23 protein-coding genes and 1 riboswitch are annotated in these 26,744 nt (G+C 66.1%); of the genes, 12 read left to right on the forward strand and 11 right to left on the reverse strand.

The window, feature by feature from the left end; translation table 11 throughout:
- Position 1 precedes the first annotated feature (1 nt).
- Both BFL28_RS15020 and rnr read right to left on the reverse strand, forming a co-directional pair.
- Positions 2–2,311 (reverse strand): chemotaxis protein CheA, encoded by a 2,310-nt coding sequence (locus BFL28_RS15020; protein WP_069321348.1) that lies wholly within the window; start codon positions 2,309–2,311, stop codon positions 2–4.
- A gap of 129 nt (positions 2,312–2,440) precedes the next feature.
- Positions 2,441–4,756: a ribonuclease R gene (gene rnr / locus BFL28_RS15025; RefSeq protein ID WP_069321349.1), complete on the reverse strand. Its 2,316-nt coding sequence runs from the start codon at positions 4,754–4,756 to the stop codon at positions 2,441–2,443.
- 54 nt (positions 4,757–4,810) lie between these two features.
- On the opposite strand from rnr, the gene glpD reads away from it, so the two are divergent.
- On the forward strand, positions 4,811–5,941 hold the full coding sequence (glpD, locus tag BFL28_RS15030; RefSeq protein ID WP_069321350.1) for a glycerol-3-phosphate dehydrogenase: 1,131 nt from the start codon (positions 4,811–4,813) through the stop codon (positions 5,939–5,941).
- Here glpD and proS read toward each other — a convergent pair whose 3' ends face one another.
- Positions 5,942–7,477, reverse strand: coding sequence for a proline--tRNA ligase (gene proS, locus BFL28_RS15035; protein ID WP_069321351.1), 1,536 nt, complete (start codon positions 7,475–7,477; stop codon positions 5,942–5,944).
- Between the two features lie 80 nt (positions 7,478–7,557).
- Here proS and BFL28_RS15040 point away from each other — a divergent pair, with 80 nt between their 5' ends.
- The gene (locus tag BFL28_RS15040; protein WP_069321352.1) at positions 7,558–8,505 is read left to right on the forward strand and encodes a DMT family transporter; all 948 of its coding nucleotides are present in this window, start codon (positions 7,558–7,560) and stop codon (positions 8,503–8,505) included.
- Here BFL28_RS15040 and BFL28_RS15045 read toward each other — a convergent pair.
- From BFL28_RS15045 to BFL28_RS15070, 6 genes are all read right to left on the reverse strand, one after another.
- Positions 8,483–9,112 carry a DUF938 domain-containing protein gene (locus BFL28_RS15045; protein WP_069321353.1) on the reverse strand — a complete coding sequence of 210 codons (630 nt, stop codon included), beginning with the start codon at positions 9,110–9,112 and terminating at the stop codon, positions 8,483–8,485. The two genes, BFL28_RS15040 and BFL28_RS15045, sit on opposite strands and share 23 nt — an antisense overlap.
- 262 nt (positions 9,113–9,374) lie before the next feature.
- Entirely contained in the window at positions 9,375–10,946 is a 1,572-nt protein-coding gene (gene gcvPB, locus BFL28_RS15050; RefSeq protein ID WP_069321354.1) for an aminomethyl-transferring glycine dehydrogenase subunit GcvPB, read from the reverse strand.
- The gene (gcvPA, locus tag BFL28_RS15055) at positions 10,943–12,301 is read right to left on the reverse strand and encodes an aminomethyl-transferring glycine dehydrogenase subunit GcvPA (protein ID WP_069321355.1); all 1,359 of its coding nucleotides are present in this window, start codon (positions 12,299–12,301) and stop codon (positions 10,943–10,945) included. Before gcvPA ends, gcvPB begins: the two co-directional genes overlap by 4 nt.
- A 120-nt stretch (positions 12,302–12,421) precedes the next feature.
- Positions 12,422–12,793, reverse strand: coding sequence for a glycine cleavage system protein GcvH (gene gcvH, locus BFL28_RS15060; protein WP_069321356.1), 372 nt, complete (start codon positions 12,791–12,793; stop codon positions 12,422–12,424).
- Positions 12,790–13,956: a glycine cleavage system aminomethyltransferase GcvT gene (gene gcvT, locus BFL28_RS15065; RefSeq protein ID WP_069321357.1), complete on the reverse strand. Its 1,167-nt coding sequence runs from the start codon at positions 13,954–13,956 to the stop codon at positions 12,790–12,792. Before gcvT ends, gcvH begins: the two co-directional genes overlap by 4 nt.
- Before the next feature lie 162 nt (positions 13,957–14,118).
- Positions 14,119–14,256, reverse strand: a riboswitch (glycine riboswitch).
- Between the two features lie 62 nt (positions 14,257–14,318).
- Positions 14,319–14,957, reverse strand: a complete 639-nt coding sequence (locus BFL28_RS15070; RefSeq protein ID WP_420911771.1) for a hypothetical protein — start codon at positions 14,955–14,957, stop codon at positions 14,319–14,321.
- A gap of 85 nt (positions 14,958–15,042) precedes the next feature.
- Here BFL28_RS15070 and ispH point away from each other — a divergent pair, with 85 nt between their 5' ends.
- From ispH to rnhA, 3 genes are read left to right on the forward strand one after another with little or no spacing between them, the layout of a single operon-like run.
- On the forward strand, positions 15,043–15,996 hold the full coding sequence (ispH, locus tag BFL28_RS15075; protein WP_069321358.1) for a 4-hydroxy-3-methylbut-2-enyl diphosphate reductase: 954 nt from the start codon (positions 15,043–15,045) through the stop codon (positions 15,994–15,996).
- Positions 15,997–15,998: 2 nt separating this feature from the next.
- Positions 15,999–16,985 (forward strand): homoserine kinase, encoded by a 987-nt coding sequence (gene thrB / locus BFL28_RS15080; RefSeq protein WP_069321359.1) that lies wholly within the window; start codon positions 15,999–16,001, stop codon positions 16,983–16,985.
- A complete protein-coding gene (gene rnhA / locus BFL28_RS15085) occupies positions 16,982–17,434 on the forward strand; it encodes a ribonuclease HI (RefSeq protein WP_069321360.1) in 453 nt (150 codons plus the stop codon). The genes thrB and rnhA overlap by 4 nt, the downstream gene beginning before the upstream one ends.
- A 22-nt stretch (positions 17,435–17,456) precedes the next feature.
- On the opposite strand, the gene BFL28_RS15090 is transcribed toward rnhA, so the two are convergent.
- Both BFL28_RS15090 and BFL28_RS15095 read right to left on the reverse strand, forming a co-directional pair.
- On the reverse strand, positions 17,457–18,533 hold the full coding sequence (locus BFL28_RS15090) for an NAD(P)/FAD-dependent oxidoreductase (protein ID WP_069321361.1): 1,077 nt from the start codon (positions 18,531–18,533) through the stop codon (positions 17,457–17,459).
- Positions 18,530–19,474 carry an alpha/beta hydrolase gene (locus tag BFL28_RS15095; protein WP_069321362.1) on the reverse strand — a complete coding sequence of 315 codons (945 nt, stop codon included), beginning with the start codon at positions 19,472–19,474 and terminating at the stop codon, positions 18,530–18,532. Before BFL28_RS15095 ends, BFL28_RS15090 begins: the two co-directional genes overlap by 4 nt.
- 50 nt (positions 19,475–19,524) lie before the next feature.
- On the opposite strand from BFL28_RS15095, the gene BFL28_RS15100 reads away from it, so the two are divergent.
- The 7 genes from BFL28_RS15100 to BFL28_RS15130 are packed head-to-tail and all read left to right on the forward strand — an operon-like array spanning position 19,525 to position 26,719.
- Positions 19,525–20,004 (forward strand): A24 family peptidase, encoded by a 480-nt coding sequence (locus BFL28_RS15100; RefSeq protein ID WP_069321363.1) that lies wholly within the window; start codon positions 19,525–19,527, stop codon positions 20,002–20,004.
- Positions 20,005–20,047: 43 nt separating this feature from the next.
- A complete protein-coding gene (gene cpaB / locus BFL28_RS15105) occupies positions 20,048–21,076 on the forward strand; it encodes a Flp pilus assembly protein CpaB (protein ID WP_069321364.1) in 1,029 nt (342 codons plus the stop codon).
- 1 nt (position 21,077) lies between these two features.
- Positions 21,078–22,748, forward strand: coding sequence for a type II and III secretion system protein family protein (locus BFL28_RS15110; protein WP_069321365.1), 1,671 nt, complete (start codon positions 21,078–21,080; stop codon positions 22,746–22,748).
- Between the two features lie 20 nt (positions 22,749–22,768).
- Positions 22,769–23,392: a CpaD family pilus assembly protein gene (locus BFL28_RS15115; RefSeq protein WP_241527355.1), complete on the forward strand. Its 624-nt coding sequence runs from the start codon at positions 22,769–22,771 to the stop codon at positions 23,390–23,392.
- 1 nt (position 23,393) lies between these two features.
- Positions 23,394–24,686, forward strand: coding sequence for a pilus assembly protein CpaE (locus BFL28_RS15120; RefSeq protein ID WP_069321367.1), 1,293 nt, complete (start codon positions 23,394–23,396; stop codon positions 24,684–24,686).
- 49 nt (positions 24,687–24,735) lie between these two features.
- The gene (locus tag BFL28_RS15125) at positions 24,736–25,716 is read left to right on the forward strand and encodes a type II secretion system F family protein (RefSeq protein WP_069321368.1); all 981 of its coding nucleotides are present in this window, start codon (positions 24,736–24,738) and stop codon (positions 25,714–25,716) included.
- A 4-nt stretch (positions 25,717–25,720) separates the two neighbouring features.
- Positions 25,721–26,719 (forward strand): type II secretion system F family protein, encoded by a 999-nt coding sequence (locus BFL28_RS15130; RefSeq protein ID WP_069321369.1) that lies wholly within the window; start codon positions 25,721–25,723, stop codon positions 26,717–26,719.
- Positions 26,720–26,744: the final 25 nt, after the last annotated feature.

The raw sequence follows: 26,744 nt of genomic DNA on the forward strand, positions 1-26,744 counted from the left end.
GTCACTTCCTCCGTGCTGCGCCGGCGACTGCCTGCAGCAGCGACACCCGGTCATAGCGATAGATGCTGCCGTCCTCGCCCGGCCCGCGCCGACTGCTGAGCCGCACGAGCGGCGCGGCATCGGGCAGCGTTGCCGGATCGTCGTCCAGCGTCAGCACGACATCGGGGAGCATGCCGGGTTCCGGCCTGTCGGCGACTCGATACCCGGCGCCTTCGAGCATCGGTTGAACGAAATTTCGCATCCATCCGGCTTCGTCGCAGGACAGCAGGCACAGCGGCCTCTGTTCCGCTGCGCTGTCCGCATCGCCATGGGCGTGAGTTGCAAAGAGCCAGTGGGCATCGACCAGTTCGACCGGTTCGTCATCCACCAGCACCACTGCCGCCACAGCCCCCGGCGTTTCGGCATGGATCACGTCATGCGGCAGCGTCACGATGTCAGCCGCTTCGGCAATGGCATAGGCGATCTCGGTGCTGCCGTCCTTCAGGCGCAGGATCGAGCAGACCCCTCGCCCGTTCAGGTCGCCGCGAGCGACCAGCGGCACGATCCGCCCATCGATCGTCAGCCGCAGCCTGCCAGCCGCGAAACGGATCGCATCGGCCTCCACTTGCTCGATCCGGTCTAGCAGCGCCAGCGGTACCGCGCGGCGCACGCCATCCAGGTCGCCAAACACCAGCGCGGTGATCCCCGACTCGCCGCCCGCCTGATCTTCATCCTCGTCGACGATCGCCTCGCGCACGAAGTTCAGCCCGGCATCCCGCGCGATTCCCGCGCAGTCGAGCAGCAGCATGGGGCTTCCGCTGTCGGGCAGCGTCTGACCGGCATAGAGGCCGGTCGCCATCACTGCCGGGGCCGCCGGCTTGATGACCAGTTCCTCGTTATCCAGCACGTCCTCGACGCGCAGCGCATAGCTGCCCTCGCCGACATTCACGATCGCCAGCATCGTGTCGCCGGACGACGTCGTGCCGATCTCCAGCTGGCTTGCCAGCGTCACCAGCGGCAACCGCCGCTCGCGCACGGTAGCAATCTCGGCCATGCCCAGATGGTCGATCCGAATCGCCTCGCTGCGTTCGCTCACGATTTCCTCGATCGCCTGTCGCGGCACGGCAAAGCGCTGACCGCCCGCCGCCACGACGATGGTGGGGATGATCGAAAGCGTCAGCGGGACGTGGATCTGGATGCGCAGCCCGCGCCCCGGTGCGCTGTCCAGCTCGACCCGGCCGCCAATCTGTTCGATCGCCGCACGCACCACGTCCATGCCGACGCCGCGCCCCGAAATCTCGGTCACCTCGTCCTTGCTCGACAAACCCGGCTCGAACACCAATTGCAGCTTCTGTCGCTCGCTCAGGCTGCGAAGCATCCGCTCATCGCGGCCAGCCTCGATCGCCTTGCGGACCAGCCGCTCGCTGTCGATCCCGCGGCCGTCATCGGCGACCTCGACGATGATCTGATTGCCCGACTGCCGCGCCGAAACCGTCAGGCGGCCATTCTCGCGTTTGCCTGCCGCACGGCGCGCCGTCGGATCCTCGATGCCGTGGTCGATCGAGTTGCGCACGATATGGACCAGCGGATCGCGCAGCACCTCGATCATTTCGCGGTCCAGTTCGACTTCTGCCCCCTCGACGTGCAGCGTCACCGACTTGCCGAGCCCGGCAGCCGTATCGCGCACCATGCGCGGCAACGCTGAGAACAACGCATCGATCTTTTGCATGCGTGTGCGCGTCACCGTATCGCGCAGGTCGGCGACGGTTGCCGACATCCGCTCCAGCGCTGCCTCGATCGTCGGATCGACCTCGGCGCCACGTAACCGTCGCGACAATTCGTTGCGCGCCAGCACCATGTCCGACATGCCGCTCATCATGCGGTCGAGCAGATCGACGTTCAGACGGACGCTGCGAGTCGGTGCGCGCTGTACGGCGCTCGAGGCGCCGGTCGCCACCTCGTCCGAACCCTCGGCCAGCGCCGCGATGAGCAGGTCCTCGCCCGTATCGTCGAGCGCGCTGCCCGCGTCGATCGCCTCGACGATCTCGCCGACCCGATCGACCACTGCAAGGACGGCGTTGACCAATCCGCGATCGGGCGTGCGTTTCCCTTCGCGCACCGCTGCCAGCACGTCTTCGGCGGCATGGCTCAGGCGCGCCAGACGCGGCAGGTCGAGGAAGCCGCAGCTTCCCTTCACGGTATGAACGAAGCGGAAGATCGCATCCAATCGCGCGCGATCGGCCGGGTTCGCTTCCCAGGCGACGATCTCGCCCGACAAGGCCTCCAGCGTCTCGCGCGTTTCCGCGATAAACTCTTGCAGCAGGTCGTCCAACACATGCCCCCAGTGCGTAGGCGTGCGGTCATGAACGGATAGGCGTTAAGAGGCAGTTAGCCACATGGCGGAAATCGGACCATCCCTCGGCGGGACAGACTGCCGGAGCCAGCAGCTACGGTCAGGACCCTAACGTTTGCGCCCCTGATGCTTGATGTTCGCCGGCCGGCCACGACGCTTCAGCGCGCGTGGCGGGCCCCCGCGCTTGCCCTCGTTGCCGTTCGGGCGCGGCCCCGATCCGCTTCCCTTCCCATCCGGCAACTCGAACCTCAGCGCGCCTGATACGGGGTTGGCCTCCACCAGTTTCAGCTTCAGCCGCTGGCCCAGCTTGAACGCTTCCCCGGTCTCCTCACCGACCAGCTGCTGCCCTGTCTCGTCATAGCGGAAATACTCACGCCCCAAGTCACGCGCCGGCACCAGCCCATCGCCACCCACGCCATCCACCGTCGCGAAGAAGCCGAAGCTCTGCACCCCGGTGATCCGCGCTTCCATCACCTCACCGACATGCGCCGATAGATAGGCGGCGACATAGCGATCGATCGTCTCACGTTCCGCCTCCATCGCGCGCCGCTCCAGCTGGCTGATCAGCTCGCCGGTTTTCTCCATGTCGCTGTCCGGCAGCAGCTCGCCACCCGGACCGAGCTTGTCCGCCTCGACGAGCGCGCGATGCACGACCAGGTCGGCATAACGCCGAATCGGCGAGGTGAAGTGCGCGTAACTTCCCAGCCCCAGCCCGAAATGTCCGGCGTTGGCCGGCCCGTAATAGGCCTGGGTTTGCGTGCGCAGCACTTGCGTCATCACCTCGTCGCGGAACTCGGCCTCGCCGACCCGCTCGATGACGCGGTTGAAGGTCGAAGGCTTGATGACCTGCCCCAATGTGAACTCGACGTCGAGCGTCTTCAGATACTCCTTGAGCGCGACCAGCTTCTCGCGGCTCGGCGGCTCGTGAACGCGGTACATCACGGGCGCCTTGCGCTTCTCTAGCGCCTTGGCGGCGGCAACGTTTGCCGCGATCATGTAATCCTCGATCAGCTTGTGTGCATCCAGGCGCTCGCGCGGCGCTACCGACAGGATCCGCCCCATCTCGTCGAGCACGATCCGCCGCTCCGGGAGATCGAGGTTCAACGGCTCCCGCTTCTCCCGGGCTTTGTTGAGCGCGCGCCAGCACGCCCACAACGGCCGCAGTGCGCTCTCGACCAGCGCCGGTTCGACACCCGCCAGCTCTTCGGCGGGCATGGCGCAAGGCGAAGAGGTAACTTCTGCCTTCTCCCCCACGGCATCGATCGCAGCCTGCGCGTGTTCATAGGCGATGTTCGCCGCCAGCTTCACCACAGCCCGGCTGAACCGCCACGACTTCAGTTCACCGTCCTGGCCGATCTGCAGATGGCAGGCGAGCGCCGCGCGATCCACGCCTTGCTTCAGCGAACACACGTCCGCCGACAGCACCTCCGGCAGCATCGGCACGACGCGATCGGGGAAGTAGACCGAGTTGCCACGCTTGCGCGCTTCACGGTCCAGCAGCGATCCCGACCGAACATAGAAGCTGACGTCCGCAATCGCGACGATCGCTTTCCACCCGCCGGGGTTCTTGGGATCCTCGTCAGGCGCCGCCCACACCGCGTCGTCATGGTCGCGCGCATCGATCGGATCGATCGCCACGATGGGCACCTCGCGCAGATCCTCGCGGCCTTTGCCAAGGTCCTGCTTCGCGACACGCTCCGCCTCGCTCAGCAACGCCTCTGAAAACACGTTCGGAATGCCGTGCTTGTGGATCGCGATAAGACTGAAGCTGCGCGGTGCAAAGGGGTCGCCCAGCACCTCCTGCACCTTGGCGAACAGCCGCGGTCCCTGCCCGCTCTTTTCCGCCAGCACCAGGTCGCCCGGCTCCGCGCCGTTGCGCTCCGAGATGACGACGATGCTGTCCTTGCCCTTCTTCTCCACGCCATGAAGGTAGAGCCGGCCGCCCTCCTCCTTCACCACGCCCAGCATCGTTTCCTCGCCCTTAGCGAGCTTCTTCATCGGATGCGCGATCCAGCCCTTCCCGGCCTCCTCGGTCCGCGCGAGGATCCGGTCGCCGACGCCCAGCGCGCCATGCCCCTTGCGTTCGCGCACGCGGATGCGCGGCACCGGGATGCCCTCGGCCTCCCACCGCTCGGGCACCGCCCAGACGGTATCGCCGTCGCTGTCGGTCACGCGAAGCACGGTCACCTTAGGCAGCCCGCCCATCTTGTGGAACGCCCGCCCCGGGGCACTGTCGATCAGTCCTTCATCGCTCATGTCGCGCAACAATGCCTTGAGCGCGATCTTCTCCTGCGCGGTAAGCCCGAATGCCTTGGCAATCTCGCGCTTGCCCACAGGCGTGTCAGAGGATGTGATGAAATCGATGATCTGTTGCCGCGACGGCAGGCCAGGCGCGGGCTTCTTCGCTTTATTCGGTTTTCTCATTGGCCCCGAATATAGGGGCTGTGCCGTCAAACCCCAACCGAATAGACAGGCGCGGTGGTTCACGACCTCCTGATCATCGGCGGCGGCATCAATGGCTGCGCGATCGCGCGCGAGGCGGCACTGCTCGGCCTCAAGGTCATGCTGGTCGAGCGCGACGCACTCGCCGCCCACACCTCGTCCGCTTCCAGCAAGCTGATCCATGGGGGCCTGCGCTACCTGGAAACCTATGAGTTTCGCCTGGTGCGCGAGGCACTGGTCGAACGTGAGCGGCTGCTTGCGACGGCGCCGCACCTCGTCCACCCGATGGCGTTCGTACTGCCCAAGGGCGGCGTACGCCCGGCCTGGATCGTGCGTGCCGGCCTCTATCTATACGACGCGCTCGCGCTCGGCACCTCGCTTCCCCGTTCTCAACGCCTGCGCCGGAACGATCCGCGACTCACCCCGCTCGCGACGGATGCCGGTGCGCTGCTCTATTGGGATGCGCAGGTGGACGACGCGGCGCTGGTCCGGGCCAACGCTGCCGACGCGGCCGCAAACGGGGCAACGATCCTGACTGGCACCGCCGTCACCGCAGCGTCTCGCGACGGCACCGGCTGGCAGGTCGAACTCAGTGACGGCCGCAGGCTTGCCGCCCGCGCGCTGGTCAATGCCGCCGGCCCCTGGGTGAGCCAGCTTCTCGGCCCCCTTGACGTCCGGACCGCACATGGCCTCAAGCTGGTCAAGGGCAGCCACATCCTCGTACCCCGGCTGTGGGAAGGCGATCACGCCTTCATCCTGCAGCAACCCGACCGCCGCGTCGTCTTCGCGACGCCATGGCGAGGGGAAACGATGATCGGCACCACCGATGTGCCGGTCGAACGTCCCGAAGACGCCCACATCGATCCGGCCGAGATCGACTATCTGTGCGCGGCCGCCAACCGCTATTTCCGCCGTCAATTGACCCCCGCCGACGTCACCGGCACCTGGTCCGGCATCCGCGCACTGCACGAGGACGGTGCCGGCGAAGCGCGAGCCGTGACGCGCGATTACCTGCTCGACCTCGACACCGCCGCAGCGCCGATCCTCTCGGTATTCGGCGGCAAGATCACCACTGCCCGCGCGCTCGCCGAACACGCGATGCGCAAGCTCGGCCCACCGCTCGGGTTCACGGCGCGGCCAGTTACCCGCGGCCGGCCGCTGCCTTGATCAATAGGCCCGCGCGACCAGGATCCGCTCGACCGCAGGTTCGCCGCTGAAGATGCACGCGCCGTCCGCTGGTGCGGCATCGTTCGGGACATTTCGGAAGGTGAGCTTCAGCGACTTTAATCGCTCGACGACCTTGTCCAGCGCTTCTCCGGTTGGCCGCGACCATTGCACCTCGACCCAGCCCGGATATTTTCCCGAGCTTTCGAAATGCTTCTTGAGCGCGTCGAAACTGTCCAACCCGCGCACGATATTCGCATCCATCCGCTCTCGCGCCTGCGCGTGAAGCGTAGCCTGGATGTCCTCCAGCAATGCCGCCGCATCACCGACGAACGCGTCCTTCGCCACGACCCCACTGTCGAGCTTGCCGTCCTCGCGGTACAGCCGGTCGCGGCGGATCACCGAGACGTTGCCGCCCGCCATGTCGCGCCCGCCGACCTCGATCACGATCGGCGCCCCCTTCTTGACCCAGCCCCAGCGCTTCGTCGCCGCCTTGGCTGGCCGTGCATCGAGCAGCGCGCGCACCGGCTCGCCCAGCGCTGACAGCTTTGCCAACTGCGCCTGCAGCTCCTTGCAATAGGCCAGCAGCGCGGCATCCTCGTCTGTATCGCGCAGCATCGGCACGATCACGATCTGCCACGGCGCGACGCGCGGTGGCACGCGCAGCCCATCGTCATCGCCATGCACCATGATGACGCCGCCGATCATGCGCGTCGACACGCCCCAGCTGGTCGTCTGAGCCAGTTCCTGCTGCCCCTCGGCATTCTGGAACTTGATGTTCTGCGCGCTCGAGAACGTCGTCCCCAGGAAGTGCGAGGTGCCGGCCTGCAGCGCCTTGCCATCTTGCATCATCGCCTCGATCGAATAGGTCGAGACTGCACCGGGGAAGCGCTCGTTCTCCGGCTTCTCGCCCGCCACCACCGGCATCGCCAGGCAGTCCTCGGCGAACGAGCGATAGACCTCCAGCATCTTCATCGTCTCTTCGCGCGCCTCATCGACCGATGCGTGCGCGGTATGGCCTTCCTGCCACAGGAACTCGCTGGTGCGCAGGAACATCCGCGTGCGCATTTCCCAGCGCACGACGTTCGCCCATTGGTTGATCAGCACCGGCAGGTCGCGCCAGCTCTGCACCCAGCGGCTGAACGCAGCCCCGATCACCGTCTCGCTGGTGGGCCGCACGATCAGCGGTTCCTCCAGCTTGGCCGCGGGATCGGGCATCAGCCCGCCCTTGCCGTCAGCGATCAGCCGGTGGTGCGTGACGACCGCCATCTCCTTGGCGAAGCCCTCGACGTGATCGGCTTCCTTTTCGAAATAGGAGAGCGGAATGAACAGTGGGAAATAGCAATTCTCGTGCCCCGTCGCCTTGATGCGATCGTCGAGCAGGCGCTGAATGCGCTCCCAGATGCCATAGCCCCATGGCCGGATCACCATGCACCCGCGCACGCCGCTTTCCTCGGCCAGGTCGGCCTCAGAAATCACGGTCTGGTACCAGGCTGCGAAGTCCGCTTCGCGGGTGACGTTGAGCGCATGTTTGATCATGGTCGCGCGGATAGCGACTGATCGGCGCGGCGTCACCCCTTCCCCTTGCTGCACCGCCGCATCGCGCCTAGGCCGACTGCATGAACGGTGATCGCACCATGACCGGTCTCGGTCTGCGCCTGCTGGCGGTGATGATGCTGACGTTCATGGGCGCGCTGATCAAGCTGGCCGAAGGTCGCGGGGCCAAGCTGCCGGAACTGATGCTGTTCCGACAGCTGTTCGCGATCCCGGTCGTGGTTTCGTGGGTCGCGCTGGGATCCGGGCTCGCCACCTTGCGCACCCAGCGGCTCGGCGCGCATGCCACGCGTGCGGCGCTTGGCCTTACCGGCATGGCATTCACCTTCGGCGCGCTGCTGCTGCTGCCGCTAGCCGAAGCGACGGCGATCTCGTTCACCGTCCCGATCTTTGCTACGATTCTCAGCGCCTTGGTGCTCAAGGAGCCGACCGGCTGGCATCGCTGGGCGGCCGTCGCGATCGGCTTCGCCGGCGTGCTGATCGTCACCCAACCGGGCAGCGGGCACATCCCGGTGTTCGGCGCGCTGGTCGGCCTCACCTCCGCGCTGATGATCTCGATCATCGCGATCCAGCTGCGCCAGCTCGGTCGCACCGAAAATGCCGGCACCACCGTTTTCTGGTTTTCGGTGCTCTCGTGCATCCCGCTCGGCATTGCCTACCCATTGTTCGCGGTGACGCATGATGCCGCCACCTGGGCCTTGCTCATCGGCATCGGCGTGGTCGGAGGGATGGGCCAGATCGCGTTCACCGCCGCGCTTCGTTTTGCGCCGGTTTCTGTCGTGATGCCGATGGACTATTCGGGCCTGATCTGGGCGACGCTGTTCGGCTGGCTGCTTTTCGGCGCGCTGCCGGACGGCTGGACCTTCATCGGCGCGCCCGTGATCGTCGCCAGTGGCCTCTACATCTTCTGGCGCGAGCGCCGGCTGGGCTTGCGCGCCTCGCCAGTCATCGCGGCGGATGAAGAGACCGATGCCGCAAGGCGGCGGCCTGCTAGCGGCGATAGATCAACGTGACGTTGTTCGCTGGCATCTCGACAAGCCGTTCCAGCGCCAGCCCGTGCGCAGTAGCGGCCGCGCTGACCGCCGCGACATCGCGCAGCCCCCATGCCGGATTGCGCGCCTTGAGCGATGCATCGAACGCTTCGTTCGACGGCGCGGTGGGGATGTCGGCGCGGCGATAAGGGCCGTAAAGGATCAATGGCGCACCCGCCGGCAAGATCCGGCCCGCGCCCGCCATCAAGCCCAGCGTTGCCGACCACGGGCTGATATGCACCATGTTGATGCACAGCAGCGCATCCGCGCACTCGATTCCCCACTCGGCCGTGGCCGCATCGATCGCGAGCGGCGCCAGCACATTGCCCAACCCCGCGCACCACGACGCGATCGAGGCCAACGCGGAGGGGTCCGGATCGCTCGGCTGCCAGTTCAACGCCGGAAATTGCGCCGCGAAAAATGCCGCATGTTCCCCGCTTCCGCTCGCCACCTCCAGCACGGTGCCTCGACCGGGCAGGCTCTCGGCCAGCACCGCTGCGATGGCGTCCCGGTTGCGCATCGTGGCCGGCGCGTGTTTGCGAATGTCGCCGCGGTCTTCCGCTACGATCCATGGTGTCGGGTCGGACATCGCCGATCGATGGCGTCGGCCGGTCCGGTACACAAGCAGAAACAACGCCGCGCGCCATCGTTGATCCGTGATGACCGGCCTGACCCTTGCGCTGCGCAGCCCGGTCGGACCTCGCATCGACCGCGCCGCCTACCGCCGTCGAGCTCACCGGCGCGAACGCATCTTCTCCGGCAGAATCCAAACGGGCGGCAGCTTAAGCCACCGCCCGCCCGGGAGACGGAATGGCGCAGCGGCCATTCCGGCAAAACTGACAGGATCGGCGTTACTCGGCCGCTTCTGCTTGCGCCGGTGCCTTCCACACCAGCACGGGCTTGCGCGCCGCCAGTGTTTCGTCGAGCCGTCGGCGCGGCGCGAAATGAGGCGCGCTCTTGAGCGCCGCATCGCCCGCTTTCGCCCGTTCGGCGACCGACCGGAACGCGCCGATGAACTGATCCAGCGCCGCCTTGCTTTCGGTTTCAGTCGGCTCGACCAACATCGCGCCGTGCACCACCAGCGGGAAATAGACTGTCATCGGGTGAAAACCCTCGTCGATCAATCCCTTGGCAATGTCGAGGGTCGAGAAGCCCTCCGGCAGGCCGCGATCGCTGAAGATCGCCTCGTGCATGCACGGGCCGCTCTTGGCGAACGGCGCATCCAGCACATCCTCCAGGCTGCGCAGCACGTAATTGGCGTTCAGCACGCTGTCCTCGGCCACCTGCCGCAGGCCGTCCGCGCCATGCGACAGGATATAGGTCAGCGCGCGCGTGAACATGCCCATCTGGCCATGGAACGACACCATCCGGCCAAAGCTGTCGGCATGATGCTCGCCAGCGGTCTCTTCCTCGATCAGCACGAACTTGTCGCCCTGGCGTTCGACAAACGGCAACGGCGCATAGGCGCTCAACCGTTCCGACAGCACCACCGGCCCCGAACCCGGCCCGCCGCCGCCGTGCGGCGTGGAAAAGGTCTTGTGCAGGTTGATGTGCATCGCATCGATGCCGAGGTCGCCGGGCCGAACGCGCCCGACGATCGCGTTGAAGTTCGCGCCGTCGCAATAGACATAGCCGCCAGTGGCATGCACCGCGTCGCTGATCGCCTTCATGTCCGGCTCGAACAGGCCGCAGGTGTTGGGGTTGGTGATCACCCCCCCCGCCACATCGGGGCCAAGCCGTGCCTTAAGCGCCTCCAGATCGACCCGCCCCGCGGGTGTTGCCGGTATATCCTCGACACTGAAACCCGCGAACGCAGCCGTTGCCGGGTTGGTGCCGTGTGCGCTTTCCGGCACCAGCAGCACCTTGCGCGCACCCTCGCCCTTGGCATCCAGTGCCGCGCGGATCGCCAGCACCCCGCACAGTTCGCCATGCGCGCCAGCCTTGGGCGACATTGCCACCGAATGCATGCCGGTCAGCGTCACCAGCCAGTGCGCCAGTTGGTGGACCACCTCGAACGCGCCCTGCACCGTGTCGACCGGCTGCAGCGGGTGCACATCGGCAAAGCCCGGCAGGCGCGCCATCCGCTCATTGAGGCGCGGGTTGTGCTTCATCGTGCACGATCCCAGCGGGAACAGCCCAAGGTCGATCGCATAATTCTGCCGCGAGAGCCGCGTGTAATGCCGTACCGCTTCCGGCTCGCTCAGCCCCGGCAGGCCGATATCGCGATGGCGTTCAAGCCCGCCCAGCCGCGACGTTGCCTTCGGCGCCTCGGCAAAATCGACGCCGGTCGTGTCGAGCGACCCGATCTCGAAGATCAGCGCCTCGTCCAGCATCAACGCGCGGTTGCCGGTGAAGGTCGCACCGTCGCTGCGTTCACCGGCCGTCATCTCGGGCCGCCAGCCGCTCTGGTTGATCGCGCTCATGCCAGCACCTCCTGCAATGCCGAGGCAAGCGTCTCGACATCCTCTGCCGTCGTCGTTTCGGTCATTGCAACCACCAGTCCGTTCGCAAGGCTCGCCTCACCCGGATAGAGCCGCCCGAGCGACACCCCGGCAAGGATGCCGCGATCAGCCAGTTCGCGAACGATCGGCCGGGCTTCCTTCGGCAGCTTCAAGGTGAACTCGTTGAAGAAGGTCGGCGTCACCAGCTCGACGCCCGGCACCTGGCGCAACCGCTCGGCGGCCGCGCTCGCCCCGGCATGATTGAGCGCCGCCAACTGCCGCAGCCCCTTTTCGCCAAGCAACGTCATATGGATCGACCACGCCAGCGCGCACAGCACCGACGAAGTGCAGATGTTCGACGTCGCCTTCTCGCGCCGGATATGCTGCTCGCGGGTCGAGAGCGTCAGCACGAAGCCGCGCTTGCCCTCGGCATCCACCGTCTCACCGGTCAAACGCCCCGGCATCTGGCGGACATATTTCTCCTTGCACCCGAACAGGCCGACATAGGGCCCGCCGAATTGCAGCCCCACGCCGATCGACTGGCCTTCGCCCACCACGATGTCAGCGCCCATCTCGCCGGGCGACTTGATCGCTCCCAGCGCCACCGGCTCGGTCACCACCGCGACCAGCAGCGCCTTCTTGGCCTGGCACGCAGCCGCCAGGTCGGACAGGTCGGCAATGCGGCCAAGGATATCGGGATACTGCACCACGACGCACGACGTCTCGTCGTCGATCTGCCCGATCAGGTTGGCCGTGTCGGGCACCGCGCCCAGTACCGGCAGCGACGTGACCAGCGTGTCGCCGGTATATTTCGCCATCGTCCTGGCGACCGAGACGTAGTGCGGATGCAGGCCGCCCGACAGGATCGCCTTGCCGCGTTTCGTGATGCGCCGCGCCATGCCGATCGCCTCCCAGCACGCGGTCGAGCCGTCGTACATCGAGGCGTTGGCGACATCGGTGCCCAGCAGCCGGGCAACCTGCGTCTGGAACTCGAACATCACCTGCAACGTGCCCTGCGCAATCTCGGGCTGATAGGGCGTATAGGCGGTCAGGAACTCACCGCGCTGGATGATATGGTCGACGCTGGCCGGCACATGGTGCCGGTACGCTCCGCAGCCCAGGAAGAACGGTGCCGCGCCAGCCGACAGGTTCTTGGCGGCGAGCCGAGTCATGTGCCGTTCGACCGCGAGTTCGCTGGCATGCATCGGCAGCCCCGCGATCGCGCCGCTCAGCCGACCGCTTTCCGGCACATCGACGAACAGGTCGTCGATCGCCTGCGCACCGACAGCAGCCAGCATGGCCTGCCGGTCATTGGGAGTAAGGGGAAGGTAGCGCATCAAATCACCCAGGAAGTCGTCACCCCGGCGAACGCCGAGGTTTCAGGCAGGATCGGGATCCCCCCGAAAGGTTGCGCTTGCGGCGCGAGATCCCGGCTCCCGCCGGGATGACGGTCGCCATCAAAGCTTCGAGACGAAATCCGCGTAAGCCGCTTCGTCCATCAGGCCGTTCAGTTCGCCCTTGTCAGTCAGCGTCATCTTGAAGAACCAGCCCTCGCCCTCGGGATCCTCGTTCACCAGCGCCGGCTCGCCATCCAGCGCGGCATTGCCCTCGATCACCGTGCCGCTGACTGGCGCATAGACGTCGCTCGCTGCCTTCACGCTCTCGACAACCGCGGCGTCATCGCCCTTGGCGACCTGCTTGCCTTCCTCGGGCACCTCGACGAACACGATGTCGCCAAGCTGGCTCTGCGCATAATCGGTGATGCCGACGGTCGCTATGTCGCCGTCCAGTTCGATCCACTCATGATCTTCCGTAAAATACCGGCTCATTGCGCTGCTCCTGCACGAACATAACGATGGGGGACAAAGGGCATGGCGACCACTTCGCCATGATGGATCTTGCCACGCTGGCTCAGCGTCAGGCGGGTGCCGATTTCGGCCAGCGCGGTCGGCACATAGGCCATGGTGATCGGCTTCTGCACGGTGGGCGCAAAGCCGCCGCTGGTCACGCGCCCGACCTCGTTGCCCGCGGCGTCCAGTACCAGCGCGCCTTCGCGGACCGGCTGCCGCCCCTCGACGATCAGGCCGACGCGGCGCTGAATCGAGCCACTCTCGCGCTCCGCCAGGATGCGCGCCGCGCCCGGGAAGTTCGCCTCTTCACGGCGGCGCTTGCTCGCCACCGCGAAGTTGAGCGCCGCCATGACCGGCGTCGTCTCGGTGTCGAGGTCATGGCCGTATAGCGGCAGATCCGCCTCAAGCCGCAGCGAATCGCGCGCGCCAAGGCCAATCGGCTTCACCTCGGCCTGCGCGGTCAGGGCATCGGCCAGTTCCTGCGCCATGTCGCCAGTCACCGAAATCTCGAAGCCGTCCTCGCCGGTGTAGCCCGACCGGCTGATCCACAGGCGAGTGCCGTTCCAGTCGAACCAGCCGCCGCGCATGAACACCAGCGTTTCGACGCCCGGCACTACACGGGCCAGCGCATCGACCGCCTTCGGCCCCTGCAGCGCCAGCAACGCCTGTTCGTCGAGATGGCTCAGCGAGATCTCATCCGGCAGAAACTCGCGCAGATGGCCGATATCGTCCCATTTGCACGCGCCGTTCACGACCATGTAGATGCCTGGCACGCCCGGATCGACTTCGTTGTCGCCATCCCAGCGCGTGAACATCAGGTCGTCGAGAATGCCGCCATTCTCGCCAAGCAGCAGCGAATATTTCTGTCCGTTGACCGGCACGCTGGCGACGTCCGCTGGAATCAGCGTCTCAAGCGCGGTGTCCAGTCCTTCCCCGGAAAGGAACAACTGTCCCATATGGCTGACATCGAACAGCCCAGCGCTCTCACGCGTCCACTGATGTTCGGCCATGATGCCTTCATACTGAACCGGCATTTCATAGCCCGCGAACGGCACCATCCGCCCGCCGCGCGCGCGATGCCACGCGTCCAGCGGCAGCAGTGCCAGTTCTTCGACGATCTCGGGTTCGGTGACGTCGCTCATTCGGCACTCCTACAGAAATGACGACGGAACTGGGGCGCATCGCGGCCCTTGATCCGTCGCCCCCTCTGTCACGGAAACCTGAGAGCTTTCACCCTTCCTGCGACGGAAGCGCTTACCCCTTCGGTGGCTCGTCCGAGCGGACGAACGCTTTCCAGAGTGTCGTGGCCCCGCGCGGTCCTGGGTGCCTGAGAGATTCCGGGGCGGTTGCTCCTTCGGCGGTGGGGTTTTCTCGCCCAGATCGAACCGCTGGCCAGCCAGCTACGATTTGGGTGAAGCCCAACACTCTCCCGCGCGTGCCTTCAACGGTTGCCCGTCACCGACGCCCCACCTGTGGTGCGGCCCGCCGGCCGAGTCAAACCGATTCAGCGGGTCGCGTTATATTTGAGCTGGTCGTCGGTCAGCTGAAAACCGACCAGCGCCTCGAAGGTGGCGCGCAGCACCGCCTGGCGCACTTCGGGGCGCGACAGCGGATCGATCGCCGCCGTCTCGTCGCCCGCCTTGCGGCGCTGGTTGATCTGCCGACGGATATCCTCGGGCAGGGTCGCGGCGGCGCGCGATACGCTGGTATAACCGGTCGCGGTTGCCGAAGCGCGGCTCTGCCCCGGCGCGAATCGCACGGTCACCTGCCCCACGCGCTTCGACACGACCGAGCTGCCGCCCTGCACCATCGTCACGAAATAGGGGAAGGTCACGTCGCGCGCCTCGCTGCCCTGCCGCCGGCTCGCCTGCACCTCGAAACTGATCGTAGTGCGGATCGTCTCGCCCGCATCGTCGCAGGTCGAGGTGACGTTCGTCAGCACCGCGGTCACGTCGATCGCGCTCGCCTCGCGGCTCGTCGCCGGGTTGAAGGTGGTGATGTCGCCAGTGCCGGCGGGCACGCCCACGCGCGGGCAGGCCGAGCGAACCTGCGTGATGCCGCCCTCGGCGATATCGCCCGTCTTCGCGCACCCGGCGAGCGTGATCATGGCCGTCGCGACCAGCGCGATATTACGAATGTTCAACTGGGGCACCTTTCCGGGACGCATTTGGCCACGTCATAGGAACCGGCTTCCGCGCGCGCAAGCAATCGCGTAGAGCCGCCTCGATATGACCAGCACCGAAAAGCCAGTCCTCGAGCTCCTGATCGCCGCGCCGCGCGGCTTCTGTGCCGGGGTCGATCGCGCGATCCAGATCGTCGAGCGCGCGATCGAACGGAACGGCGCGCCGGTCTATGTGCGGCACGAGATCGTCCATAACAAATATGTCGTCGACAGCCTGAAGGCGAAGGGCGCGATCTTCGTCAAGAAACTGGACGAGGTCCCCGATGGCTTCCCAGTCGTATTCAGCGCGCATGGCGTGCCCAAGACGGTACCCGCCGCCGCGCAGGACCGCGGTCTTGCCTATTTCGACGCGACCTGCCCGCTGGTGAGCAAGGTCCATCGCCAGGCCGAGCGCCTCGTCGCCGCCGGTCGCCACATCCTGTTCATCGGGCACAAGGGGCATCCCGAAGTCATCGGCACCTTCGGTCAGGTTCCCGCTGGCGACATGACCCTGATCGAGACCGAGGCGGATGCCGAGGCGATCGCCGTCGCCGATCCCGACAATATCGCCTATCTCACGCAGACGACGCTGTCGGTGGACGACACGGCGTCGATCCTCGCTATCCTGCAACGTCGTTTCCCGAACATCATCGCGCCCAAGGCCGACGACATCTGCTACGCCACGTCGAACCGCCAGGCATCGGTCCGCGCCATCGCGCCGTCCTGCGATCTCGTGCTCGTCATCGGTGCGCCCAACTCGTCCAATTCGCTCCGCCTGGTCGAAGTGGCCGAGCGCGAAGGGACTACCGCGCGGCTCATCCAGCGCGCCGACGAGATGGATTTCGACTGGCTGGCCGGCATCGGCACGCTCGGCATCACTGCCGGTGCCAGCGCGCCGGAAGTGCTGGTTCGGGAGGTGATCGACCGCATCGCCACCCGCTTCGACGTGACCGAGCGTCAAGTCGAGACGGCCGAGGAAAATCTGGTCTTCAAGCTGCCTCGCGGCCTCGAAGCGGCCTGAACATGGCAGTCTACACGCAAGTTTCCGCCGAAGCGCTCGGCGACTTCCTGGCGCGCTATGACGTTGGCGAACTCGTTTCGGCCAAGGGCATTGCCGAAGGCGTCGAGAATTCGAATTATCTCGTAGAGACCACTCAAGACCGCTTCATCCTGACGCTCTACGAAAGGCGCGTGAACGCCGACGAACTGCCCTATTTCATGGCGCTGCTCGATCACCTTGCCGCAAAGGGCCTGTCGGTGCCGCCGGCGATCAAGGACCGCAACGGCGTCGCCATCCAGCGGCTGGAAGGCCGCCCCGCCTGCCTCATCAAATTCCTGCGGGGCGTCTCGGTCAGCCATCCCACCCCGGCTCAGGCGCTCGTGGCCGGTGGGGCGCTCGGGCAGATGCACCGCGCGGTCGAGGATTTCGCGCTCGACCGGCCCAACTCGATGGGCGCGCAGACTTGGCAGGCGTTGTTCGAGCAGTGCGGCCGCGATCTCGACCGCATCCACCCCGATCTATACGACCGCGTCGAGGAAGCGCTCGATCAGGTGCTGGCGCGCTGGCCAACCGACCTCCCAACCGGCGCGATCCATGCCGACCTGTTCCCCGACAATATCCTGATGCTCGGCGATCAAGTTACTGGCCTGATCGACTTCTATTTCGCCTGCACTGACCTGCGCGCCTATGACCTTGCAGTGATGCACGGTGCGTGGGCGTTCGACTCGACCGGCACCGATTTCTTCCCGGCCACCGGGCACGGGATCGTCAGCGGCTATCGGGACGCGTTTGAGTTGAGCGAAGCCGAATTGGCCGCCCTACCTGTGCTCGCACAGGGCGCATCGCTCCGCTTCCTGCTCAGCCGCGCGTGGGACTGGCTCAACACGCCGGCCGACGCGCTGGTCACGCGCAAGGATCCGCTCGCCTATCTACGCCGCTACGATTTCTACCGGACCTTCGATCCGGCAACGACGCTTCAGGGCGTCAACGCGGACCCGTTTCTCGCATGACCGATTCATCCCCCGAAATGCCGCTGGTTGAGATCGCCACCGATGGCGCGTGCAAGGGCAACCCCGGCCGCGGCGGCTGGGGCGTGCTGCTGCGTATGGGCACGACCGAAAAGGAGCTGTCGGGCGGCGAAGCGCACACGACGAACAACCGCATGGAGCTGATGGCGGCGATCGAAGGGTTGAAGGCGCTGAAGAAACCATGCCGCGTCAAGCTGTCGACCGACAGCCGCTATGTGATGGATGGCCTCACCAAGTGGATCAAGGGCTGGCAGAAGAACGGCTGGAAGACCGCCGACCGTAAGCCGGTGAAGAATTCCGATCTCTGGATTGCGCTGCTCGACGCCGCCAAGCCACACCGTATCGAGTGGCTGTGGGTCAAGGGTCATGCCGGGCACCCGGACAACGAGCGGGCGGACCGGCTGGCGAGCGAAGCAGCCTTGCGGCACTGATTGCGGCGGCGGATCGCTCGCGCTACCGCCTCAGACGCGACACGGCATACCCAGCAGGGTCGATCGCCGCGACCAGCGGATCGGGCGCCATGCCGAGCAGCATCGCCGCCGCCATTTTGGCAGCAGCGGGCGCGGTCTGGATGCCGAAGCCGCCCTGCCCTGCGCACCAGAAAAATCCGGGCACGCCGGGATCGAAGCCATAGACCGGTAGCCGGTCGGGCGCGAAACTGCGCAAACCCGCCCATTTGCGATCGATCCCGGCAACGCGCCAATGGACGACATGCTCGAACCGCTCAATCGCGATGGCGATGTCGATTTCCTCGGGCTGGGCATCGCACGGCGGGCTGGAGATTTCGTCGTGCGGGCTGAGCCACAGCCGGTCGCCCTCGGGCTTGAAGTAGAAGTCGCCCGCGATGTGGCCGACCAGGGGCAAGCCGGCGGGAGCGCCAGGATCGGTGCGCAACTGCATGATGGTGCGGCGATAGGGCTGGATGCCGATCGGCTTGACGCCGGCCAGCAGCGCCACGCCGTCCACCCACGCCCCTGCGGCGTCGACCAGCACGTCCGCCGCAAATTCCCCCGCCGCCGTGGCCAGCCGCCATGCGCCATTCAAGCGCGCGGCACCGCGCAACTCGGCCGATGGCTGCAGGGTCGCCCCCGCTCGCCTAGCGCGCGCCAGGCAATCCTGATGCAGCCCGCCGACATCGATATAGGCGCAACTCGGCTCCCATATGCCCAGCGCCCAATCGTCACGCAGGCCGGGGACGACGGTGCGCGGATCGCGAGCCTCCAGCGTCACGCCGCTGCCTTCGAATTCCGCCAGAAAGTCGTCGATCCTGGAAGCTTCTCCGGTGCGTCCGATGTGCAGCGAGCCGAGTGGCGAAAGGAATGGTTGCAGACCCGTGTGCGACGCGGTGGTCAGCGGCTGGATCAGCGGCCCGCCATAGGTTTCGGACCAGAAGGCGGCCGAGCGCCCGGTCGAATGGTAGCCCGGCTGATCCTCCATCTCCAGGATCAGGACGCTGGCATGCGGCGCCAGTTCGGCGGCAAGGCTGGCACCCGCGATACCGGCGCCGGCAATGGCGATATCGTATTTCATGGGTGAGGGGCGCGTGCCCGAAGAAAGGCGTCGATCTCATCGAGCGCGCGGTCGCGGACGGCGTCCACCTCCCGCAGGATCTCGTGCGCGCTCTCCTTGCCGAACCGCATCACCCGAGCATCCGGAAGCCGCGCAAGCGTGGCAAGCGCCGCCCGGGCATCGACCAGGCCATCCGTCTCGGCGACCAGGGCCAGCACCGGCACGCGCAAGTTGGCAAGTGCGGGGTTGGCGCGCAACTCGCGGGTGGAGCGGAACGCCTCGATCACCCAGTTCCAGCTTGGCGGGCCAGTGACGATTCGCGGGTCCCTGCCCTGCCACCACAATTCGTCGGCATAACGATCCGGATCATGCGTCAGCAGCGATTCGCGTGAATTGACTGTATAGGGCCGCTCGTTCGCCTTCCACGCCGGGCGGGCGCGATCCCCCAACCCGCCCATCAGGCGCGCGATCCGCTCGCCCCATGACGCGCCGAACGGCGATTTCAGGCCGAGCATCGGCGCGATCAGCACCGCCGCATCCGGCGTTACCGCACCCTCGGCCAGCGCGCGCAGCACCAGATGCCCGCCCATCGAATGGCCGATGATGACATGCGGTCCCGGCGTCGCCGCCTGCCACTCGGCCGCAAAGACTTGTAGGTCACCGATATAGTTCGCGAAATCGTCGATATGTCCGCAATCGCCGGCGGGGCTGACGCGATCCGATCCGCCCTGACCCCGCCAGTCGAACGACGTGATTCCACAGCCTTGGCCGTGCCAGTGGGCCAGCGCCTCAAGATACTTTTCGAACATGTCGCCACGACCGCCCTGGAACAGGATCGACCCGCGCCTGAGGCCATCGACCGGCCAATCGAACCGGCGCAGCCGCACGCCGTCGCCCGCATGCCAATCGCCCACATGCGCACTCGCCGGGATGGCGCGGCGATCGAATGGTGAAGGGTTCATTTGGGCTGGTTACGTTTTTGAAAGCCCCTGCGTCTAGGCATTTGCAGGATATGGGGGAATTCGCGTCTGTCGTGCTGGTGATCGTCCTGAGCCTGTTGCTGGTGTCAGCGGGGATCGAGGACGCACGCAAGCGCGAGATCGCGAACTGGAAGAATGCGGCGATAGCGCTGCTCGCCATCCCCTTCTGGATCGCCAGCGGCTTGCCGCTATGGCCCGGCATTGCGGTGCAATTGGCGCTGGCCCTGGCCGTGCTGGCGGTGTTCGCGGCCGCGTTCCGCTTCGGGATGATGGGCGGCGGTGACGTCAAGATGATCGCCGCGCTCGCGCTGTGGTTCCCGTTCGGTCAGCTAGTAACGATGCTGATCGTCATGTCGCTGGCCGGCGGCGCGATCACCTTGCTCATGCTGATCGACAAATGGCTGCGCCGCGCCAGCGTTCAGCCGGAAGTGCCGTACGGCATCGCGATCGCCATCGCCGCACTGCTTATGCTTCGTGAACCGATTTTTTACCAGTTCAACTTAAATGCTTAACACCGGTGAAACCGGGCGAAGACTTTGAAAGGCCTGTAACGTCATGGATGGACGCAAGATCATTCTGCTGGTGGGCGCGTTGATCATCGCCGCGGTCACGGCATTCATGGCACGCACGCTGATGGTCGGGGCACCCGCGCCGGTGGCCGATGCCAGCGGCGCCCGGGGACCGGCGCCGATCGACGGTGTCGAGGTGCTGGTGGCGACCAAGGCGTTGCCGGTGGGCACGATCCTAGGCCCCGATTCGATGAAGTTCATCCCCTGGCCCAAGGATTTGATCGAGGGCGCCTATTTCAAGCGCGAGGGAACGGACCTGCGCCAGTTGCAGGGCACCGTCGTGCGCTATGCCATTTCGGCGGGTCAGCCGCTGACGCAAGGTGCGCTGGTGAAGCCCGGTGATCGCGGCTTCCTGGCCGCGGCGCTCGGCCCGGGCATGCGCGCCGTGACGGTGCCGGTTTCGACGCAGAGCGCCGTCGCGGGCTTTGTCTTCCCGGGCGACCGGGTCGATCTCATCCTCACGCAATCGGTCGTGGGCGGCGGCGACGGGCCACCGCTCAAGGCTTCGGAAACGGTGCTGCGCAACCTGCGCGTGCTCGCCACCGACCAGAAGACCGACAAGCAGACCGACGAGCAGGGCCAGACGGTGGTCACCACCTATTCGACCGTGACGGTCGAGGCGACGCCCCGCATCGCGGAGAAGATCGCCGTGGCGCAGACCATCGGCACGCTGTCGCTGTCGCTGCGCTCGATCGCCGACAATGCCGGCGACCTGGAAACCGCGATCGCGGCCGGAGAGGTCACGATGCCAAGCGATCCAAAGGCCGAGAAGGCCGTGCTCGCGCGCGTCGCATCGCGCCCCGTCGAAGGCGGCGGGTCGATGTCGACCGGTGCCGACGTGTCGCGCTTCCAGCGCAGCACGGTGCCGGGCAAGCCGCGCGACCAACAGCCGTCCGGCGGCAGTGCGCCGCAGGGCATGCCGTACACGACGGTGCCGGGCATCGACACCGGACCGATCGTCAAGGTTTCACGGGGCAACAGCGTCACCGTTGTTCCGGTTGGTGGAAAGGACTGACATGCGTTCGAGGGGGAAAACGCTGGGCGCGCCGCTGGCGATGGCCGCGATGGTGAGCATGATTGCCACCGTCCCGTTGCCGGCGCTTGCACAGACGGTGCAGGCCGCACCACGCGATACGGTCCAGATCGCGACCGGCCGGGGGCGGCTCGTCACGCTGAACGCGCCGATGTCGGACATCTTCGTCGCCGATCCGTCGATCGCCGATGTGCAGGTCCGCTCGCCTACTCAGCTGTGGGTGTTCGGCAAGAAGGCCGGTGAGACGACCGTCTATGCCACGACCAAGGCCGGTAGGGTCATCTATTCGGCGACCGTCCGCATCGGCAACAATTTCGACAGCGTCCAGTCGATGCTCGGCATCGCGATGCCGGAGGCGCAGATCACCGCCACGCCGATGAACGGCCTGGTGCTGCTGACCGGCACCGTCGCGGCACCCGAGGATGCCGCCGAGGCGCAGCGGCTGGTGCAGGCGTTCGTCGGGCAGGAAACGCAGGTGCTCTCACGGCTCAAGACTGCAACGCCATTGCAGGTCAACCTGCAGGTCCGCTTTGCCGAGGTGAGCCGCAGCTTCGTCAAGAATATCGGCGTCAATCTCGCCACCCGCGACACGACCGGCGGCTTCCAGTTCGGCCTGTCCAGCGGCACGCGCGTGCCGGGCACGATCAGCGCGCCCGATCTCTCAAACCTGCCCCGGCTCGACGCCTCGTCGCGCTTCGGCCTGCCGGCCGGCTCGATCACGCTGCCGTTCGATCCCAAGAAGGGCGACTTCGTCCTCCCGGGCACGGGCAGCCAGTATACGTTCAATCGCCCGACATCGGGCAATGCGCTTAACTTCGCGGGCAAGCTGTTCGGGCTCGACGTGCTTTCGGCACTCGACTTGGGCGAGCGGATCGGTCAGGTCACGACGCTGACCAACCCGAACCTGACCGCGCTGTCGGGCGAGACCAGCACCTTCCTGGCCGGCGGCGAAGTGCCGATCCCGGTCAGCCAGGGGCTTGGCGCCATTTCGGTCGAGTACAAGCAGTTCGGCGTCAGCCTGGCCTATCCCCCGACCGTGCTGTCGGATGGCCGCATTTCGCTGCGCGTCCGGCCCGAAGTGTCGCAGCTGAACTATCAGAACGGCGTGCAAAGGGGCGGGACGATCGTCCCCGGCTTGTCGACCCGCCGCGCCGAGACGACGGTGGAACTGGGATCGGGCCAGAGCTTCGTGATTGCGGGGCTGCTGCAGAACACCCACGACAATTCGATCGACAAGACCCCGGGCCTGGGCGACGTGCCGGTGCTGGGCGCGCTGTTCCGGTCGAACGCTTTCCAACGCGGCGAGACGGAGCTGGTGATCGTGGTGACGCCGTATCTGGTGAAGCCGGTCAACGCGAACGACATCGTCCTGCCGACCGATGGCTACAAGGCGCCGACCGATGTCGAGCGCGTGCTGCTGGGCGAACTGGGCGGCGGTAAGACCGGACTCGACCGTCCCAAGCCGCGCATGGTCGCCCCGGCGGGCAGCGCGCCTTCGGTGGGCGCAGCCTCGCCGCTGTCTCCCGAGCCGCAGCAGGCGCCCCAGCCGCAACAGCCGGTCGCGACGCCGGCACTGCCGCCGCAGCCGGCAGCCAAGGACAGCAAGCGCAAGAAGGGTTCGGCTTCGGCCACGCCCGGCTTCGGCTTCAATTGATCGCGAGAGGAATGGCGCAGATGCTCAAGCGAAACCTGATCGTGCTCACGGGGCTCGCCGCCTCGCTCGCGGCATGCGGCCCGGCCAATCGTGGCATGGAGTCGATCAACCAGCCCGTGGTGCAGCGCACCGACTATGTCTTCGATGCAGCGAGCGACGGCGGCTATCTCGCCCCGAGCGAGTTGCAGCGCGTGGCCGGCTGGCTCGCGTCGGTACGGCTGGCTTATGGCGACCGCGTCTATGTCGACGATCCGAACGGAAGCCAGGCGCGGGCGCAGATTGCGCAGGAGGCGGGCCGCTACGGCATCCTGCTGTCCGATCCGGCACCGGTCACCACCGGGCCGGTCCAGCCGGGCACGGTCCGCGTGATCGTCAGCCGCATGAAGGCAAGCGTGCCGGGCTGTCCCAACTACACGCGCGCCGGGGGTACCGAGTTTGCGGCGAGCACGACGTCGAACTTCGGCTGTGCCAGCAACTCGAACCTGGCCGCCATGGTTGCGCGGCCAGAGGATCTGGTGCGCGGCCAGGCCGGGGCCGAGACGGTTGACCCCAACACGAACTTCAAGGCGATCGACACGCTGCGCAAGGCGCAGCCCACGGGCGCCGGCGGTCTCAAGGAAGCCAGCGGAGGCGGCGGCAACTAACATGAACGCACCCTTCAATCCCCAACGCGCCGCACATCGCGAGCCGTTCATCGCCTTTGTCTGCGACGAAACGACCGCCGACGCACTGCGCCCGATCGCGATCGAACAGGGGTGGAACCCCGAGAAGGTCAACAAGGGCGGACTGCGCAACGCGGTACAGACGCTATCGGTGTCGGCCAGCCCGAACGTGCTGTTCGTCGATCTGTCGGAAAGCGGCGATCCGCTCAACGACATCAACGCGCTCGCCGAAGTGTGCGAGCCGGGCACGGTGGTGATCGCCGCGGGCCAGGTCAACGACGTGCGCCTATATCGCGACCTGGTCGCGTCGGGCATTCAGGATTACCTGCTCAAGCCGCTGAACCCGGACATGCTGCGTGAGGCATTTGCCCACGCCTATACGACGCTGAACGCGCCCAAGCATGTCGATCCCACCGTCGACCGTCCGCATTGCGCGGTTGCCGTGATCGGCACGCGTGGCGGCGTGGGCGCATCCACCATCGCGACCTCGCTTGCGTGGCTGACCAGCGAAAAGGGCGCGCGGACCACCGCGCTGCTCGACCTCGACGTGCATTTCGGGACCGGCGCGCTGGCGCTCGACCTGGAACCCGGACGAGGCCTGACCGACGCGATCGAGAATCCCAGCCGCATCGACGGGCTGTTCATCGAACGCGCGATGGTGAAGGCGTCAGACAAGCTGGCGGTGCTGTCGGCAGAAGCGCCGATCAACCAGCCGGTGATGACCGATGGCGCGGCGTTCTTCCAGCTGCAGGAGGAAATCCGCACGGCGTTCGAATGCACCGTGATCGACTTGCCGCGCACGATGCTGGTCAACTACCCGCACCTCATTACCGATGTGCAGGTCGCGGTGCTGGTGACCGAGCTGACGCTCGCCGCCGCGCGCGACTCGATCCGCATCCTCAGCTGGTTCAAGTCGAACGCGCCGCACACCACCGTGATCGTGGTTGCCAACCGCGTGCCTGCCGGCGGAACGCTTGAGATCACGCGCAAGGATTTCGAAGGGTCGATCGAACGTCGCATCGACTACACCATTCCCTATGACCCCAAGACCGCCGTTCAGGCCGCAAAGCTGGGCAAGCCGCTCGCCGAAGCGGGCAAGGCCGTGAAGGGCATGGCGCCGCTGGCCGAGATCGCCGAACGCGTCGTGGCGTTGACCGATTCCGGCGACGATGCGCGCGCACCCAAGGGCAAGGACAAGAAGGGTCAGGGCGCTTCGGACGGCAAGGGTACCTCGTTGTTCGCCAAGCTCAATCTGAAGCTGCCAAAGAAGAAGTAAGCGGCGTCGCGCAACGCGGCGTTTTGCACATGAGGAGACGACGGACGGCATGGATATTCTGCCGCTGATCCTGCTGGGCGGAGGCACCTTCCTGGTGCTGCTGCTGATGATCCTCGCCTTTGCGGGTCCGTCCGCCAAGGCCGCGGGGTCGCGCCGGCTCGTCTCGCTCCGCGACCGCCACGCCGGCGTGATCGGCGCAGGCGCGGTCGAGGCGCAGATCCGCAAGATCTCGAACCGCAGCAAGGCAAGCGGCATGGAAAGCGCGGCCGCACGGCTGCTGCCCAATCCTGCCCAGCTGGCCAAGCGGCTGGAGATGACCGGCAAGACGTGGACGGTCGGGCAATATGCCATGGCCACCTTGGGCCTGCTGGTCGTGATCGCCGGCCTGCTGATACTTCAGGGCCTGCCGTTCCTGCTCGCCCTGCTGATCGGCGTCGTGATCGGCGCGGGCCTGCCCCACATGGTGGTCGGCTTTTTCATCAACAAGCGCGTCGCCGACTTCACCAAGAAGTTTCCGGACGCGATCGAATTGCTCGTTCGCGGGCTGCGTTCGGGCCTTCCGATTACCGAGACGATGAACGTCGTCGGCAGCGAGGTCGACGGCCCGGTCGGCGAGGAATTCCGTGCCATCACCGACAAGATGAAGATCGGACGCACGCTGGACCAGGCGCTTCAGGAAACCGCCGACCGGCTGGGCACGCCCGAATTCCAGTTCTTTGTCATCACCATCGCGATCCAGCGCGAGACCGGCGGCAACCTTGCCGAAACGCTCGCCAACCTGGCCGAAGTGCTGCGCAAGCGGTCGCAGATGAAGCTGAAGATCAAGGCGATGTCGTCGGAATCGAAGGCGTCGGCCTATATCATCGGCGCGCTGCCGTTCATCGTCTTCGGCCTGATCTGGACGATCAACGGGTCATACATGCAGAACTTCTTCGTCGATGAGCGGCTGATGGTCGCCGGCGGCGGCGGGATCATCTGGATGGGCATCGGGGCCTTTATCATGGCCAAGATGATCAACTTCGAGATTTGATGCTATGACAACGCCTCCTTCCGGCCCTACCCTGCTCGGCGTCGATGTCGTCTTTGCCGGGACGATGCTAGCCGGCATCGCCGCCTTCTGCGTCGTCGTCGCCATCTACGCCGCCACGTCCGTCCGCGATCCCATGGCCAAGCGCGTCAAGGCGCTGAACGACCGGCGCGAGCAGCTGAAGGCCGGCATCACCGCATCGACCAGCAAGCGGCGCGCGAAGCTGGTTCAAAAGAACGAGACGACCGATCGCATCCGGTCCTTCCTCTCCTCGCTCAAGGTGTTGCAGGACGAGCAGGTCAAGGCCGCGCAGATCAAGCTGCTGCAGGCGGGTATCCGATCGAAGGATTACGCTTACGCCGTGATCTTCGGCCGGCTGGTGCTGCCGATCGTGCTGGGCGGCATCATGCTGTTCCTGGTCTATGGCACCGATATGTTTGCCGACTGGTCGCCGCTCAAGGCCTATGGCCTGGTCGCCGGCAGCTTCATCCTGTCCTACAAGGGGCCGGACATCTTCCTGAAGAACAAGATCCAGAAGCGAAGCGCCGCGATCCGCAAGGGCATTCCCGATGCGCTCGACCTGCTCGTCATCTGCGCCGAGGCAGGCTTGACCGTCGACGCCGCCTTTGCGCGCGTGGCCAAGGAGCTGGGCAAGGCATATCCCGAATTGGGTGAGGAATTTTCGCTCACCGCGATCGAGCTGGGCTTCCTGACCGACCGTCGCATGGCGTTCGAGAATATGGCGATGCGCATCGACCTCGATTCGATCCGCGGGGTCGTCACGACGATGATCCAGACCGAGAAATACGGCACCCCGCTGGCTTCCGCATTGCGCGTCCTGTCGGCCGAGTTCCGCAACGAACGCATGATGCGCGCCGAGGAAAAGGCCGCCCGCCTGCCCGCAATCATGACCGTGCCGCTTATCCTGTTCATTCTGCCGGTGCTGTTCGTCGTCATCCTGGGTCCGGCGGCCTGTTCGATCAACGACGCGTTGATGACCGGCTAGGCTGGTCGCGGCGCCTCAAATCCGT

It is taken from the genome of Sphingomonas turrisvirgatae (genome assembly GCF_001721295.1).
GTDB lineage: Bacteria > Pseudomonadota > Alphaproteobacteria > Sphingomonadales > Sphingomonadaceae > Sphingomonas > Sphingomonas turrisvirgatae.